At 39.9% G+C, this 16,331-nt stretch carries 12 protein-coding genes and 1 other RNA gene; 5 read left to right on the top strand and 8 right to left on the bottom strand.

Annotated elements, in window-relative coordinates; translation table 11 throughout:
* Positions 1–255 precede the first annotated feature (255 nt).
* The 3 genes from L1077_RS13570 to L1077_RS13560 all read right to left on the bottom strand — a co-directional run bounded on the left by L1077_RS13570 (position 256) and on the right by L1077_RS13560 (position 5,517).
* On the bottom strand, positions 256–2,385 hold the full coding sequence (locus tag L1077_RS13570) for an ATP-dependent helicase (RefSeq protein WP_237137314.1): 2,130 nt from the start codon (positions 2,383–2,385) through the stop codon (positions 256–258).
* A complete protein-coding gene (locus L1077_RS13565) occupies positions 2,370–4,388 on the bottom strand; it encodes an ATP-dependent nuclease (protein ID WP_237137313.1) in 2,019 nt (672 codons plus the stop codon). Before L1077_RS13565 ends, L1077_RS13570 begins: the two co-directional genes overlap by 16 nt.
* 373 nt (positions 4,389–4,761) lie before the next feature.
* Complete coding sequence (locus L1077_RS13560; RefSeq protein WP_237137312.1) at positions 4,762–5,517, bottom strand: hypothetical protein; 756 nt, start codon at positions 5,515–5,517, stop codon at positions 4,762–4,764.
* A 117-nt stretch (positions 5,518–5,634) separates the two neighbouring features.
* Between L1077_RS13560 and L1077_RS13555 the strand changes: the two genes are divergently transcribed.
* The 4 genes from L1077_RS13555 to L1077_RS13540 all read left to right on the top strand — a co-directional run bounded on the left by L1077_RS13555 (position 5,635) and on the right by L1077_RS13540 (position 8,749).
* Positions 5,635–6,192, top strand: coding sequence for a recombinase family protein (locus L1077_RS13555; RefSeq protein ID WP_237137311.1), 558 nt, complete (start codon positions 5,635–5,637; stop codon positions 6,190–6,192).
* A gap of 55 nt (positions 6,193–6,247) precedes the next feature.
* Positions 6,248–7,213: a hypothetical protein gene (locus L1077_RS13550; RefSeq protein WP_237137310.1), complete on the top strand. Its 966-nt coding sequence runs from the start codon at positions 6,248–6,250 to the stop codon at positions 7,211–7,213.
* Between the two features lie 46 nt (positions 7,214–7,259).
* Entirely contained in the window at positions 7,260–7,844 is a 585-nt protein-coding gene (locus L1077_RS13545; RefSeq protein ID WP_237137309.1) for a hypothetical protein, read from the top strand.
* Positions 7,845–7,942: 98 nt separating this feature from the next.
* Positions 7,943–8,749, top strand: a complete 807-nt coding sequence (locus L1077_RS13540) for a hypothetical protein (protein WP_237137308.1) — start codon at positions 7,943–7,945, stop codon at positions 8,747–8,749.
* Positions 8,750–8,801: 52 nt separating this feature from the next.
* On the opposite strand, the gene gmtX is transcribed toward L1077_RS13540, so the two are convergent.
* Genes gmtX through gmtY form a run of 3 tightly spaced genes read right to left on the bottom strand, consistent with a single transcriptional unit; the run spans position 8,802 to position 13,499 of the window.
* Positions 8,802–9,452, bottom strand: coding sequence for a gamma-mobile-trio protein GmtX (gene gmtX / locus L1077_RS13535; RefSeq protein ID WP_237137307.1), 651 nt, complete (start codon positions 9,450–9,452; stop codon positions 8,802–8,804).
* Entirely contained in the window at positions 9,445–12,033 is a 2,589-nt protein-coding gene (gmtZ, locus tag L1077_RS13530; RefSeq protein ID WP_237137306.1) for a gamma-mobile-trio integrase GmtZ, read from the bottom strand. Before gmtZ ends, gmtX begins: the two co-directional genes overlap by 8 nt.
* Positions 12,030–13,499: a gamma-mobile-trio recombinase GmtY gene (gene gmtY / locus L1077_RS13525; protein WP_237137305.1), complete on the bottom strand. Its 1,470-nt coding sequence runs from the start codon at positions 13,497–13,499 to the stop codon at positions 12,030–12,032. The genes gmtZ and gmtY overlap by 4 nt, the downstream gene beginning before the upstream one ends.
* A 163-nt stretch (positions 13,500–13,662) precedes the next feature.
* Between gmtY and L1077_RS27595 the strand changes: the two genes are divergently transcribed.
* Positions 13,663–14,685: an SH3 domain-containing protein gene (locus L1077_RS27595; protein WP_237137304.1), complete on the top strand. Its 1,023-nt coding sequence runs from the start codon at positions 13,663–13,665 to the stop codon at positions 14,683–14,685.
* 192 nt (positions 14,686–14,877) lie between these two features.
* Here the strand turns inward: L1077_RS27595 and ffs are convergent.
* Positions 14,878–14,974, bottom strand: an RNA gene (ffs, locus tag L1077_RS13515) — signal recognition particle sRNA small type.
* Positions 14,975–15,121: 147 nt separating this feature from the next.
* Complete coding sequence (locus tag L1077_RS13510) at positions 15,122–16,042, bottom strand: DUF3014 domain-containing protein (RefSeq protein ID WP_237137303.1); 921 nt, start codon at positions 16,040–16,042, stop codon at positions 15,122–15,124.
* Between the last annotated feature and the right edge of the window lie 289 nt (positions 16,043–16,331).

The following is a 16,331-nucleotide window of genomic DNA, read 5'->3' as shown; positions in this document are numbered from 1 at the left end:
CTTACACTTCAAACAATAAATGATGGAGTTTGTAGTAACTTACAAATTTATAGTGGGAAGTATACTAATTACATAATGTATATTAAAAACAAAGGGATATAGTGGTAAAAAGTTGGTAATCTAATAAAAAGGTCAACAACATTTTTATTAGATTACGATGTGACAATCACTTATAATTCCTTATTCAAGGGCAAATTAGGCGCGCAACGAATAATTTATCCGTGCGCAGCAACTTGTTATACAACACCCTCTGAATCAATCTAAATTTACATGCACGCAGTTATCAAAATAGTTCGATATATTCCTCACTTCGTCTAACTCCTCGATAAGCCGTACACAGCGCAAATTTTTCTTTGCTCTTGAGCATGCTACATAAAGTAGTTTTCTAGTTAAGGCTTGCCTAGACGGGTTATCGTCTTCCGCTCTAAAACAACTTCCAAAATCGTATTTATTCCAATTAAACTCATCTAAAACCACAATGACATTTTCGATGCCAGTTCCTTTGGTTTTATGCATTGTCATAAAATTGCTATCGTCATTCTCATATTTGAAAAATGCCATTACCTCTTTAAACTTTATATTTTTACCAAATAGCCCCATAAAGAACGCTTCGCTTTGTACATCCTTTTTGAGCTGTTCGTATTTTTCCTCTACCACCACAGAAGCTAAGTCAATGTCATCATTTTCAGCAAGATAATCACACATCCGCTTTTTCGTATTACATCCATGATCTAGTAATTTTTTGAAAGCATCAAAACTAGTATCTTCAGCAAACCGCTCAAGCTCTCTATCCCTCCGTATAAGAAAAGATTTATGGCTATCTGATAATGAGATCAACCCTGCTTTAATGGCGTGTTCCATAACAACATATGCCGCCTCATCAGACACAGAAAACTCTTCGAGCATGCTGTAAAGTTCTCTTTTATCTTGTTTGTTTTTAATAACAAATCCTTGTTTTTTCAACAATCCAATGAGCTTATTATATGACCGATTATCATTAGAAGATCTATCGAAAAGTTGGAGTATCTCGGTAAGCTGCCCAAATTGCAGTCTATCTAGCTGTTTTCTTATTTCCTCTCTTGTATCGCGAAACCTGCCATCAAAGAGATCATACAAATTACCAAAATTGGCATCGCGCGCAATCGATTTGTTTGGGAGTTTTAGTAATACATGTTCCCCAATATCGGCCTGAGCAAAAGCTGTCAAATTCTCCAATCTACGAGACAAATCAAGCTTATACTCCTTTAATTTAACATCATATTTAGCCTTGGCAATCTTATACGCACTCTTAAGATCATCCGAATCTCTTTTTTTGGGTGATACTGGCTTTTCTGGTGGTAACGGCTTAATTGAATAATAAAAGGTAGCTTCTCCTTCCCGTTCTTCTGGTTCTTCCAATTTTCCATTAACTTCCTTTAACCCTACTTTTTGGACCAAACCATCAGAACGAAATTTATTAGCGACATCAATTACTTGTGGTGAGCATCGATAATTATCTTCCTTTTCAATTAATTTTAATCGCCCATCGTCAATAAATCTTATTGCCGAGCCAATGCCATCATCGTAAATTGCTTGCTCACTATCACCAAATAGACCGATAGTAAGCCCATGTTCAGGAGTAAAGTTAATTAGGGAATCAATGATCTTTTCATCTGTATCCTGATACTCATCGATAAATATACAGTCATATTTATCGCGAACTATTTTTCCGATATTGGAATAGTTTGAGAATAATAGTGCCGCTATTTTAATTAAGCCATCATGCCCAAAAGTGGCATTATTAAAACTATCAAATGGTGTGTCATTATAAGCAACATCTTTGAAATGATGATGCCTGAAAGACTCTCGTACCACGTCATTCAACTCTTCAATTCCAGCGTTTAATGCCGCATTAAACGAACTAGGGGCTTTGTCGTATTCGCGCTTACCTGTAACTTTCTCAGTACTCTCCTGAAGTACAATTAAACGTCTGCTTGCCCAAGTTTCGTGCAATGCTTTGTATCTGTTGTGCTCTTCTGTTTTTCTTACCTTATCATCTCCCCCATAATGCTCGATACATAATTCCTCGAATAAAGGAAGACAGAACAACTCAGGTAGATACTTAAGTAGATTACGCTTATACGGCTTGACAAGACCGCCAACAAACGAATGAATAGTAGATACTTCGACTCCTGTGCCAACACGATCAATTATTTCATCAACGGCCTTATTGGTATGAGTAATACAAACGATTTTCTTGTTAGGAAACCTTTCAGTACAATAATTAACCGCCCGTTTCAATGTCTCTGTCTTACCACTGCCAGCACCGCCCTGTAAAACAAAGGATTGTTCACTCTCTATACATTTTTTTATTTTGTCTAAAGGAGTACTTAGAGGCTGATCCATATTAGCCCCTCTTTGATATATTCAGGTGAAACCCAATTGGCTTTTCCTATCAGGGCCAAATATAGAACAGAAGCGGCAAAGTCTGACTTTTTATCAAGGACATGTTTTGTTAATCCATATATTTCAGATGTTTCTATTTCTTCCAGCACAGATTTATTCTTTAGCCCAAGAAGTTCGTCGTTTAGCTTTTTAATTTCAGATTTATTTGAATTAAAAAATGCATCCTCGAAAGATCTTGCTTGATAACCATGCTCTTTCGTTTGATACACGACTTTAACACCGCTTTTAATATCCTCATGGTTTCCGCTCTTTAGCTTACTAAACCAGTCTATGAAATCTGCGTCATTTATATCAGGAGCAGAAAAAAAGTGTTTCAACGTTTCATTACTAGTATGAGTAGATTCGGAAACAGGACACGCAACATATGAAGACCTATCATTACCGGATTTATCCTCTTTTACTTCTTTTTTAGTTGAATCCAAATCAGTAATAATTAAAGATTTGATACCAATAAAATCCAAGAATGGGGCAAACGCTTTTGCATTGGCACCAGCTTCAATTATTGATATATTTTGAGAGGATATTGGGCTGCCACCGTCACCGCAATTCTCATCGTGATTTCTTATAAACCACGGAAGGAGAATTCTCTCCGTTGTACCTTCAATGAAAATTGCTTTGTCTGCAAAGAATAACTCCGCATTCTGTATTTTTAGATATTGCTCTAAAAACTGATATAATTTTGCACCCTCCTCGCCCTGCGAGGATTTGTATCTAGTGGCAAGTTCAGTATGAAAATTCTTAAACTTAACACTTGGCTCTTCGCCCTTAAAAAGATATCGAATATCTTCGAAATCTGAATTGGCAACGATATAAGAAGAATGGGTAGTAATTACAGCTTGCAAACCTTGTATATCGTTAACCACTTCTCGAATCTTTTTTGAAAAAACCGATTGCATTTGAGGATGAGTATGTGCCTCTGGCTCCTCAATAAAAAGTAAATTAATATCCGCCGAGGAAGCTTCAAATTCCTGCTTTACCATTTCAATTTTAAGCAATAGGTACAAAATATTTAAGTAGCCAAGACCATTAAGGTTTTCAGGAAGGTGATCCTCTGATGTTCCATATATAACCTTTGAAGAAGAGCCAATAAGAGAGCTCGCCTCAATGTCTGAAATCACTTTTAAACCATTTAGATCAAGAAAATTTGCTGCACTTGCCAGAAAGCCACTGAACACCTCCGAGTACCGCGACTCTAAACTTTCATCTATATCGGTCAGTGCAGATCTAATACGATCTAAACGTTCATCATCCGTGTCACTCAATTTCTTAAAGAAATGAGTCGTAACCAAGGATAACGGGCTTTTACCAGCTTCATCAGAACTGGCAACATTTCGCTTGGCGTGTATTACCTGAAAATTAATAAAATTTGCAACAACTTTGAATTCTTTTTCCTCTAATTCATCCCTTTTCTCAAGGTAATACGGGCTTTCCCCCACATAACCAGAGTCATCGTAAGCATATATTGTTGTCTTTACAAACTTACTTAGATTCCTTTCGATAAAGCTTCTTTTTTCTGCAAGGTACTTGTCTTCCTCAGCACCGTCTTTTTTAGTTGGCATCCGACTCAGCAAACTATCACGATCAATTCGTGCTTCAAACATAATATTGACAATAGATTTGTCTGGGTCCAAATCCAGCATGAAGTCAGAAATATTCTTTAGATTGTCTTCATCTGTATATTCCACTGCAATACATAATCTTATGCTTAACGCATCTACATCCGTTTCCTCAGAAATTCTGTAAAGCTGGCCCCGAACAGCAACTGGCAAATCACTAAAACTAAAAGAAGGGTTTGGCTTAGATAGAAATTTCTCTAGCAAGACTACAAATGATGTTTTCCCCGTATTATTTTTTCCGACAACCAAAGTAAGGCCATCAGTCATATCCAACACGCTATTTTGCAGCAGTCGAAAATTTTCAACCTTTATACTTTTTATTCTCATTGTTCCCTCAAAATTAAGTTATTGCTTATCTGCAACTACGTTATTGTTTTGGTTCTAAGCCGACCCTAAATCATCACTCAACGAACAATGTGGGCTTTAAACCAAGTCTAGCGCGGTACTTTATAGCAATTTGATTGAGTGACTGGGCATTCTTCTACTCAAAGTCACTTTCTTCTTACAATCCCATGTTAACACCAAGTTAATCAACTCCAGCTAACTTTAAACGTTGTTCAAATGAGATAAAATACTAATAGGTAATAAATAACTCAATTGGTCGTTTTTCTAACTCTGATAGAAAGCTTACAGCTAAGGATATAAAAGCTGTGTTTTTACTGAATAGATGAGAGTCATTTCATGCCTATTAATGTCATCGCTATCTACTTTGAAGCCTATTCACTATCCACCTATAACTGCATGGTTTGAGTTCACTTAAATCTTCCCTCTTCCTTTCGGCGTTAAGCGTATCAAGCTGTTCAAGAAACTGGTCATAGACCTTCTGATACCTCACCACCGTATGAGTACGCAGGTATTCGTTGATCACGTCATCAATTAGGTCATGTACTTCTTGAGGCAATTGCTTGGTCCGGTTGCCTTTGGCTTTATGCCTTGGCATCAGAGCGTGTTTATCCCAGCCGCTTTCCACAAATGCTTTGTTCCAATGAGCCAGCGTGCGCCACGAAGGTGGGCTGCTGTCGTTTATCTCCGACGCCTTTTGAGTAATAAACGGGGTTAACCATTTCTCTGTATAGGCTGGAACGCTTTGTTCAATTGCACCTTGCACATACTTATAACGTCGCTCCATTTCTTTTTTGGATGCAAGGTCTTCAACAGCCTCAGCTTTTGGTTTTTTAACGTTACAGAGTGGCTTAAAGGTTAGCTTGGTTGGCAATTCACGCCGAGTGATAGTTCTGAGCTGGCCGTTTAGCACCAGTTGTTCAAGTCTTGGCTTTTCAAAATTAAACCGCCCACCACTTTCAATATCCGTCAACACCACATCGGATCCCGCAATTCTTTCAACCACAAAGTAAGAGCATGAATGTTCTGACAGGCGCTTGACTAAAATCAGGTCGGGGTTTTGCAAATCCATTGTGGTGGTGTTTCCTAAAGCTACAGCAAAGCATATGTTCAATTAGCGTATACCCTAGTTGATCATCACCGATGCCGATAAAAAGTGTTCATTTAGGGTGGTTTAAGGCGTTAGTTCGCACTATGTTTATTTAGTCTAGATGCTAAATGAACAATTGCCATGAGTAAGATTGGATATGCGCGAGTTTCAACCACAGATCAGTCTTTAGATTTACAAATAGCCAAACTTGAGGAGGCAGGTTGTGACAAGGTGTTTACCGATATGGCATCAGCATCGAATACCAAACGCGATGGGTTTCAAGCCCTACTTGCCTACCTTCGTGCCGGTGATACCTTAATCGTGACTCGAATCGACCGTATCGCTCGTTCCGTACTCGACCTACAAACCTTAGTGAACCTCCTAAAATCCAACGATATTCAGCTACAAGCGCTAGAGCAGCCCATCTCAACCGACTCGGCCTCGGGCAAAGCCTTTTTAGATATGCTCTCCGTGTTCGCAGAATTTGAACTTAATATTAGAAAAGAGCGCCAGCTCGAGGGCATTGCAGCTGCTAAAAAAGCGGGGAAATACAAGGGCCGCAAGCCAATATCCGACAACATCAAACAAAGCATTTTATCGCTACGCGCAAAAGCTACACCAGTCAGCCAAATAGCAAGCACTGTAAACGTTTCAAGAAACACGGTTTATAAAGTTATCAATCAAGATATTAACAAATGAGTTGACTAGGTATAACATATTGAACTTGGCTATCTGCTTGTGAAAAGGAATAACAGTGGAAGTATTGATACCATTTGCTAAAGATAAAAATGGCTCGCTCGCGTTTGTCGATGAAGTGGACAGCGGTTTAGAGTGCAATTGTTTTTGCATCAGCTGCGATATGCCTCTTTCCGCGCACAAGTATAAAACGAACATAAGACGCGATCACTTCAAGCATGCACCGAAGGTAAACTCCAAAGATAAGCCATGTGAGATAAGTTATAAACGCGCTATTTTTTGGTTGTGCCGTAATATACTTGCTACCAATTCTAGCATTCGTCTTCCTAGATATATAGGTTATCCAAGCAGGGATAAATCCGATGAAGGCGTACTGGTCACTGATGAAAAGGTATACGAATATCAATCTAAAGTAACATTGAATCCAGCCATTGAAAGCGCTCAAAACGAAATTGCTATCCTACATACCAATGACTTCGACATTACCCTTATTTTAACGCTAGAGATTAGTACTTACCAATTTAGCCCTACATACAACCAAAAGTCCGCCATTGTAGTTGTCGACGTAGAGGATTTTAGAAAATATGTTGAAGGCAAAGTAAATGGCTATAGAGATCAAGTTGAGTCTGAATTACTTGAGAAGCTGGGCATCAAGTATTGGCATTATCACCCTAAACAAGAGCAAAGGTTTACAGAATTTTACCGTAGTAGAAGTCAAAAAATACTATTCGCTAAAAAGGAACAAGCTCAACGTCAGAGGGAGGAACAAGACCAGTTGGCTGAAGAGAGCGAACCGTTATATAACCCAGTTTATGGATTTCAGCACAACCCTCAATATAAAAGAAAACCAACACGTGCTTTTAGGGAGATTATTGACCTAAATCCTGCACCAAAACAATACGAAACAAGGTGGTTTAGGTGTTGCTATTGTACGAATATGTGGCAACGCTCAAGTACAGATGTTCCTTACTCTGTTACTGAAACGCCGTGTCCATCTTGCAATCACCTAATCAGAATAGGCTAAGGAAAACAATATAATTAGCGACAAGTCAAAAGCACTTCTTGCACAAATGAGAATTGACGCTGATGAATACTTTAAAAGCTTACGTAATAAGTTTGGTGGTGATTATAGGGTATTCGCAGATGTTTTAGGTAACTTTGATTGCAAGTCAAAAACTGAGCCAACATCCGCTTTTAGAGATTTTTGGCAGCAAAAGTACGCTTCTTATCCCATAGAATCAGAACTGTGTAATTGGGCTTTTGAGCTTTTTAACAATTTAAAACGATTTTACTCAGGAGGTGTATTTGAACTATTCAAAACCAAACAGGTTGAGTGGGGAGCACCACCAGTCAGAATTAAGCGCGAAGACGTACCAACTAACTCAGATATTGAGCAGCTTGAAGAAGATAAAGTAACGATATACCGTGGTTTATCACCCGATGAGTTTGAAAGTAAAAACTTCGAACAGTCTTGGACTATTGACTTAGAAATAGCTAGACGATTTGCGCATAAAATATATAAAGATAAGATTAAAGGCATTGTTGTGAAGGCTGTTGTTCCTAGGAGCAAAGTTATCTATTTTGATGCTTCTGACAATGAGCAAGAAGTAATTATAGAGTATGGCGCATTAAGAAAGGCAGAGATCTTAATTTAAGCCCGTTTTTGCTCACATTTTAATTTCTGTGATGTTAAATAGTTTTATAAATACAGCTTTAACATTACCTGTTTTTTAGACAAAGGAGTTGGATAATTTTGGAAGAGTTTGAAATACAATATAAAGAGTGTTTTGTAGCATTTTTGGACGTTCTAGGTTTTCAAGAAATGCTCAATGAACATAAAAAAGAAAAATTAGAAAAGTACTTTAAAATTGTAGAAAAAGAGATACACAATCTAAAAAGCGCTGACACTATTATCAAAAGATATATAAAATCTATCGTGATCAGTGACTCTATCATTTTGTGTGTTGAGCCAAATAATGACCAAAACAAAATTCAATACCTTAGAGAGTTATGCATTGCAATTGCCAAAATACAATATGAGTTGATGTCTGAGAATATCTTTCTAAGGGGTGCAATTACATTTGGAAATGTTCATTTTGATGTGGAGCGACATCAGATCGTAGGGCCTGCTTATGTCAAGGCTTACAAGATGGAAGAAGATTTGGCTAAATTTCCAAGGGTTATTTTAGATACAGAATTAGTGGTTTTGCTTGAAGAGGATAAAAGATCTTTTCAAGAGCTGATTTCACGAGTCAATACAAGCCTTTCAACTGAAAAGCTTTACCGTGCAGATGTGTTATACTGCCAAATAACACCACAGATTACTGCAGATCAACCTTTATTCGTGGATTATTTTTCGGGCCTTCTGAGAACAAATGATTGCGATAAAATCGAACGTGCACTGAACAATATTCATCGAAACCTTTTCAAGAGTTCTTACCAGTTTCCAAAGTACTGCTGGCTTCGGGATTATGTACTCACTCTAAGCAATTCAAACCCAAATCAATGTCTGAGTACCCAAAAGTCTAAAATAATACTAAAAAATTTAAGGGGCTACTAGCTGTAGTTTAATTTAGAGAGGGTTGATTTCCTGTATTAGATAGACTGAGGTATTAAATGTCATTTTTTACAGACTTCCTCAACCCATTCACATACCCGCGCTTATAGATCTCGTTTCCCTCAGCATCTTTGACTTGTCCTGTGGGCATAACTTCCCAGCCTTGTTTATTGAAAAACGCATCAGAAATTGCCGCTTTAATGGCTTCGATTTCCAGCGGTACCAGTTGTTTGTTTTCAAGTGTGCTATTGGTTTTATCGCCTTTGGTTCTGTCTATAAACAAGTCTGAGTTGGCTTTTAGTGTATTGAGTTGGTCACGGTATTTGTTTCGTTCGGCAATCAATGACCCTACTACGGCTCTAATCACTGGGTCGTCGATAGCATCGAGAATATGTTGGTCGTTGCTGTTCAATAACTGCTTTTGACGCACTGAGAGCGGCTTTTTACACGTTGTGCCTGCATAGGCTGCCCAAGCTTCAATTAATTGCTGAAAATGCTTACCTGTGCGATTACGGATGGTTTGTGTTGATGGGCCGCCTAGCTCTTTAGACAGCCGCCCGATCGTTGCCATGGAAAAATCAAGAGGTGTTATTTTACTTTGTTGCTCCAGCACAGCATTCAATACCGTTAACGCATTGGCGGTTCTTGTGGTGGCGCTTGCACAAAGCTCTTGCAGCACTAGGGTTGGGTCAATTGCTTTAGCCATTTTTCTTCACTCCTAAAGTGGCTGTTGCCATGTTTACTAATGTTCTGATGCTAATACCTGCATTACTTTCAATAGCTTGTACACCTTGCTCGAGCAGACCTGCATCTTTTAAGTAAGCTTCAGTATCAAGGTAAGTAGAAAGCATTGTCATAGCTTTGCTTTTGTCTGGCTCTTTTGTGGCATTTAGCATGGCGTTGACCATCACATTGCCAACCTCAAGCTGTGCTTCGTCATCAAGCTGCATCAAGATTGGCTGATAGCCCATGCGCATCAGCATGGTATTTAGCATGTTTGATCTATGATTGATGGCCGTGGTTTTCTTTAAATCATCTTTTAAGTCTGCAAATACTTCTGCGTCATCGCAGATTTGGATCAGCTGCCTAAATTCAGATTTTGTGTCTAAAAAACTAAAAAATGGTGATATGTCTTGTGCCGAGCCAAGCGCAATTACTTTGTCTTTGCGGTCGTGCTCTTCACGATTTTGCTCAATGCTTAGTACCTTACGGATCACCTGAAAACATGCCACTAAGTCTTTGCAGTATTCATCGGCTTCGGTTTTTTGTCGCTCAATACGCCTATCTATGCTGTTTAACTGGTCTCGCTTGCTAAATGGGGTGCCATTTACCTCGCAAAAGTATTCTTCATCCAATAAGCTCGCTTGCTCGCCCTCTAGTTCCGCAGCAATTTTAGCGGCTTCCGTGGCATGGTAGCTTAAGTTGTTAAAATGAGCTGTAAGCGATTGAATGTATCGAATGCTGGTAATAAACCAGCGGCAGCGAATACAGTTCTCAATCCCATGGGGTACTGGCGCGTGTAAATCGGCTTGGTTTCGATTCGCCTTTTTTAGTTTATCGCCGCCATTCCAGCACCCTGAAATAGAGGCATGTTCAACCAAAGGCGAGGTGTTGCCTCCCGCTAAACAAATGCCTATCGACTTTTCTTGCCACCCAGCAGGGTTGCGCACTCTCAATGCAGTTTGTAGCGATTCGATGTCTTTGAACGCCGCTTGCAGGCCGATTTCTTCAATGGACTTATTGGCCAAGAATGACTGCAAGCTATCGTCTTCTTTGTCAATTATTTTGCCTTCAGCCTCGCGCATTTTCTTGGCCATCATCACAGGTGTGAGTTTGGTGTAGTGCAAAGTCATGATCAAACGACTGTGGCCAACCAAAAGTTTTGACAATATCGGTGTGGGTATTTCCCCCTCAATGGCGTAGCAAGTGATCAAAGAAACGCGTAATGCATGCAAAGGGAATAGCGGCCTTCTGGCATTTTTAGGGTCAACAAAATGCACTTTGGCACCATCTCTTAAAGTATGCTCTTTTTTCGCCACATCGTGCTCAAGTTGGGCAAGCAAAGCCACCCAAAGCGCATTAACATAACCGTCAGTTATTGGCATACAACGTTCGCGCTTGCGATACGCTGCGGCATTGCGAAACAAAAAACAAATATCACCAATTTCACTGCGCTGAATTTTGGTTTTAGTGCTACCAAAGTGCTTGTAATCTAAGTCGTAAATAGAGGTAGGTTTGCTGATTGGGTTGTACTTTTCTTGCCAGTTTCTTAGCTTTTCTAACCAATACAACACCTCTTCGTGTTGCCATGGGATCACGTATCCCCGAGTTAATTCGTCTTTGTTCCTATCTGCGGTCTTATTGGTATTGATATACATGCCCGCCATTACATCACCAATATCTGGTGTAATAATGCGGTGGAACACGCCCTTTTGCCACGGGCGCTTATCGCTACCTTCAGCAAAAGGGTGTTCCGTATTCATTTGCCATTCGCCGTTGCTGTACCGCCATGTATCAGCCTCACCCGAATCCAGCATTCGCACCTGAAAGGTTCGCAAAGGTAGCTGCAACTTAAGGTATAAAGCCATGGAACGAACAGGCGACCAAATTAAGTAAATGCTGTCACCCTTTTCTAGGGTTCTAAGTGCACCATCGATTCTTATTTGCCGCTGTTTGCCTAGTGTGTGTTTCTGCCAAACACAATCAGGATCTGCTGTGTCTATCACCGACTTATCAACTAAAATCCAGTCTTTTAAAAAACGAGCATTGGTAAAGAAGATCTCACTGTAGTCGATGGCCCACTGCCATTGCTTAAAGTGACCTCGAGGCGCGGGGCATAATATGCTGCGCAATTGCTTTATATAGGCGTAGGGTAAAGCGTTGTAGACTGTCTCCTGCCTTCTTACAGGGTTTTGCTCTTTTTCAAAGGGGTTTTGAAAAAGTGGCACAGGGTCGCCATTATCATCTGGTTCTGAGTAGTAGGTATCAATTATCCAATCAATAAAGCGGCATACATCGTTGTTTTGCCTAACACGATACCCTTCGTTCAGCTCAAACGGCATAAGAAATTTATTATAGTCTTGATCTGCCAGTGTAAATAGCTCAATGGGATCGGTAATAAATCGCGGTACCAAGTATTCATCTAAAAAGCGAGCGATTGCGGCGCGTGAATGATCAATTCCGTATTGCTTTTGTTCAAGCCAAGTTGAGGCCAGCTCCCGCCATGTCTCCCAGCCGGATCCGTTTTTCTTGATAAACCAATTAAACTCATAATCCTGTGTTTTCATGGTTTATACCTCCTTAATTTGGGGTATTTACCGCTAAGTAGCCCATCAGGATCAATATCTTCAAAGCCTGATTCCATCACGCTTTGCCAGCTCATGCTGACGTCTTCTTTAAACTCGGCATAGTGTTGGCCATCAAGGTTTTTTGACGCTCTTTCACATGCCAACGTCACGTCTCTAATACTGGGTTGGGTATAAACGGCTTGCGATAATAACGAAGCATGGTGTAGTGCCTTTTTGATCAGTCGTGGATCAATGCTCGCGCTCGACATGCGTCTGCCATAAGCATGACGATGGGCATGTGGGGTTCGTCCTTCAGATTTTGACACGACAAGGTTGATACGGGCCATGGCCGCTTTATAACTTTGGTTAAACGCGTTTAGGGTGAGTGATTGGCCTTCGTGAGCTTGTGAAAACGACACAAATGCATAGGGGTGCATTCTTGGCAACGGTAATAGGTAAAGTAAGTATTGCTGCCACAACTTGGCAAATAGCTCACCGTAAAAGGCAGGAAACCAGTGCAGTTGAATGTAATTTTCGTCATCATCAACCACTTTGGTTTTCCAGCCGATTCGGGCGGTACCCGTCATACGGTTGCGAGGAATTAGGTTAAAGTTCTCAGCCAAATACGCTGCGCGTGTTTTTTGTCGTTTGCGGCCAGTCCAATTATTTGGTGCTCTGCCATCTTCAGGATGGTACAAGCGTACTATTACACTGCTTGGGTTTTCTGGGTCGTAAAACACATCATCCACCCAAAGGTGCAAAGCATCACTTTCTCGTACACCGGTACCATGCATCAGCAACACGATAAGCTGATCACGCAATGCTACGCGTTTATCTCTGGCTTTGCCCACGCCTTGAATAAAAAAAAGTTTAAAGAGCTTTTCTGGAAATGAAATGGCATCCCCATCAACCTTGAGCACATCCTTTTTACCACGTACCTTGCGCACGCTTTTAAGTACACTAGGTAAAGGGTTACTTTTGATATGGCCCAAAAAGTTATACTGGTTACGTTTGTACCATGCAGCATAGTTAAGGCGTTCTTGATGAGAGCTGGCTTGTTCAAACGGGTTTAAGCTAGTTGTATTTCTGTTATTGGCGAGCCAATCCGTTAAACCATTTAGCGCAGATAAAAGTTGATTTACGTTTGCAGTAGAGCGAGGTAACCAATATAAACCCGATGGATCATTCCCCTCTGGGCTAATGGTACCCAACGATAAACGCATAACAAATGATTGAAATAACTTACTGGCGTCTGAAAATAACCCTGTGTTGGCTTCCATGTACTCAAGTAACAGTTGGCAAGCAAACGTAATGCGGTTCATCCATGGCAAACTTTTGATGTGCGACTGACTTATAACGTAATCAAGTAAGGGCTCAAATACACCATACTCGCTAAGCAACACAGGTACTTCAATCAATAAACCAGAGTTATCTGTTTTAACTTGCGCAAGAACTTTGACTAACACGGTAACTAAACCAATTAGTACGGACGAGTTTTAGTAGATTAGTATATGAAGTGCTATTGATCTAATTGCTAATACGCTATTTTTCAAACAAACGATGTACATTGTAATTAACTAATTTAGTATGTAAGCGCTAAACTTGATAATTGAATCAAAAGGACAGTACGTGAGCTCGAAACTAGAACAATTATTTCTTAACATTGAAAAGGTCAATAAAATAATAAATCAACCTAACCTCGGGGCAACTTTAGAGCTTCATCGTTCATCTCACATAACTTCAACGTTGGAAAGTGTCTCAAGGCTAACCCCAATAAGTACATACAAAAGCGCAATACATTTCTCGACAGTATATACCGAATTACAAGCATCTATCTCTCAACTTCCCTTTCAGTCACAAGTTGGTACGGCGTTAATTGAAGCGTCAAAAACTGTAAATTTAATTGCGCAAGCAAGAGCAGCGCTAGGCAATAACTTTGAGCTAACCAATGTAGGTCAATTAATGAACTCCATGCATTCTAAGGTCCTACAGCCAATAGAAAGTCTAGGAATTATCGGCCAAGTTGCACATAGTTCAATATTAGGAAAAACAGTTTCATCCAAGGTCTTTTCTGCGGTAAAAGTTTTAAACTCTAGTTCAGTAAATTTCAATCCAGTTACAAATCACTCACTTTCAGAACTAACGGAAATGTTATCTAGACAGAGCTGGATACATTCTGAAGTACTTAGTTCAGCAAAACAGCTTTCCGAATATATAGAAGAGCCTGAGCAATTAGTCGAACTTGCAGATCAGATTTCGTCAGAAATTGAATCAAGTGATGCCAATACGATAGCCAAATGGCCTGCCAAGATAAAATCAGGTTTAATGTTTATATTAACTTCAGCACTTGTGCACATCACCTTTGGAATACCTACAGGGGTATTATCGGCACACGTTGATAGATATTTAAGTGAGTCTCACGAGAGTTCATCTGGCAAAGAACATGTTAGAGTCGTCATCGGAAGTGGAGTTCGTTTACGTACTGAACCGAACATGAAGTCCAATGTAATAGGTTCTCCACCTCTTGGGTATAGCGTCAAAGTTTTACACAAACAGAAAAACTGGTGCCTAATTAAATATACATATAAAGAAGTTGAGTATCGAGGCTGGATAAATACTCGATATGTTAAAAGAAAGTACAACGGCCAATAACTTCTTGAAGAAAGCCATGCATGTAGTAATCTGAGTATTAGTAGATTTAGTATAGAAAGTACTATTGATCTAACAAATGAAGAATTAGTTTTTAATTTTAAAAAGATAGGAATTAGTATGTTTTAGTATAGTTTTGAGTACTATTAATAAGACTTACACTTCAAACAACAAATGAAGAAATTTGGGTGGTAGTCTTACCAGCCACATCCCGGCACACAAGTCATCCGCTGTGGCTGCTTCCTTCCGGACCTGACCAGGTTCACGAACTATTGTTGCGAGAGGACCAATAAGACTACCATTGAGGGCCTTGTTTGGCGCGGGATGAATTATGGCGATTTTCTTACTGGGATGCAAGCGAAAACTAAAAAAGCTTGCTCGTTTGCTGTTTGTTTAAGCAAGTAAGCAAGCTTTTGATTATTTAAGTATTAAATTTGTACTAGTTAGCAATTGCGCGCTGAAAAGCTTGTAAGCGCTTCTTCGCTTTTTTCATGTTTTCAGGGCCCATACGTAAAAACAGTTTTTGCGCATCCGAAAGCTGTTCCCACTCTGCATAGGCGTACTTATAGGTCACAGATTCTTGAATAAGCGGTAGGTTTGACTCAGGAATAGGTGTTTCAAGTAGTTCACCTAGGGCTTCTTGTAGTGTGTAGTCAAACTCGTTGCCGTTATAGCCGATTTCTTCATATGCTTCGCTGATAAGTGGCTTGTATTGCTCATATAAACGAACAAGCTGCGCCGTGCTCATTGAGTTAAGCATATTCACGTATGGCGTATAGCGCTCAAAGCTATTTGGATCTGTGATGATCAAATCATCTTCAATGACCATGAAGTTATCAGCAGGCTTACTCACTGGATAGTGCTTTTTAGCCACTTTACCCTGCGCAAGGTTATCGATAAATACAACACTGCGTCTGACCATGTCTTCTGTGACCAATAGCTCCATCGCTTGCTTGCTCAAGTAACTTGCCACTGAATCGCGCACACTGGTGTCACTGTCATCTAGGCTCGGCAGTACAGGTTCAACAGGCTCAGCAGGTCTAGACTCTGGCTCGGTGACGGTCACAACAGGCTCTTCAATTGTATCTGTTGTTGATTCAGGTTCGGCCGTTGCACTCACTTGCGCTTTTTTGGTTTCTTCAGTTTCTTGACGTGCGGTGTTAACTACGGTTTTAGGGGTTTCTTCAGGCACGACGACATCCTGTCGAAATTTTGTATTTTCTGCGGGCTTATTTTCTTTGTTCGCTAATACAAATACAGCCACAATGATCAAGGCCACCGCTGCGATTGCCGCAAGAAGTAACTGACTGTTAGAAGGCTTTTTATTTGTCCTTGGTTCTGCTGAACTGTGCTCTGACATGGAGGCTCCGTAAAATTCGCTTAAAAAACTTGGCAACTAAGGGAAATTCCCTAGCAACACCTAGTAATTAAAACACAAACTAAAAGATATCTCATCTGCGTCAACGCGCATTAACGAGAGTTTATCTCAAACTCGCATCTGTTTGCTGACAATTACATGAACATAAGTACAAACAAGCGTCATATCGACAAAAAACCACATATTGATGACACATTTTTACCAAATTAAATTTGTCAAAATTACGTAACTGGCTGATATTTATAAGAGATGTAAAATATACATTCACTCT

Source organism: Pseudoalteromonas luteoviolacea (assembly GCF_021654285.1).
In the GTDB taxonomy this organism is placed as follows: Bacteria; Pseudomonadota; Gammaproteobacteria; order Enterobacterales; family Alteromonadaceae; genus Pseudoalteromonas; species Pseudoalteromonas luteoviolacea_J.
The sequence above is the reverse complement of the archived record's forward strand: the minus strand, read 5'-3'. Positions and strand labels throughout refer to the sequence as shown.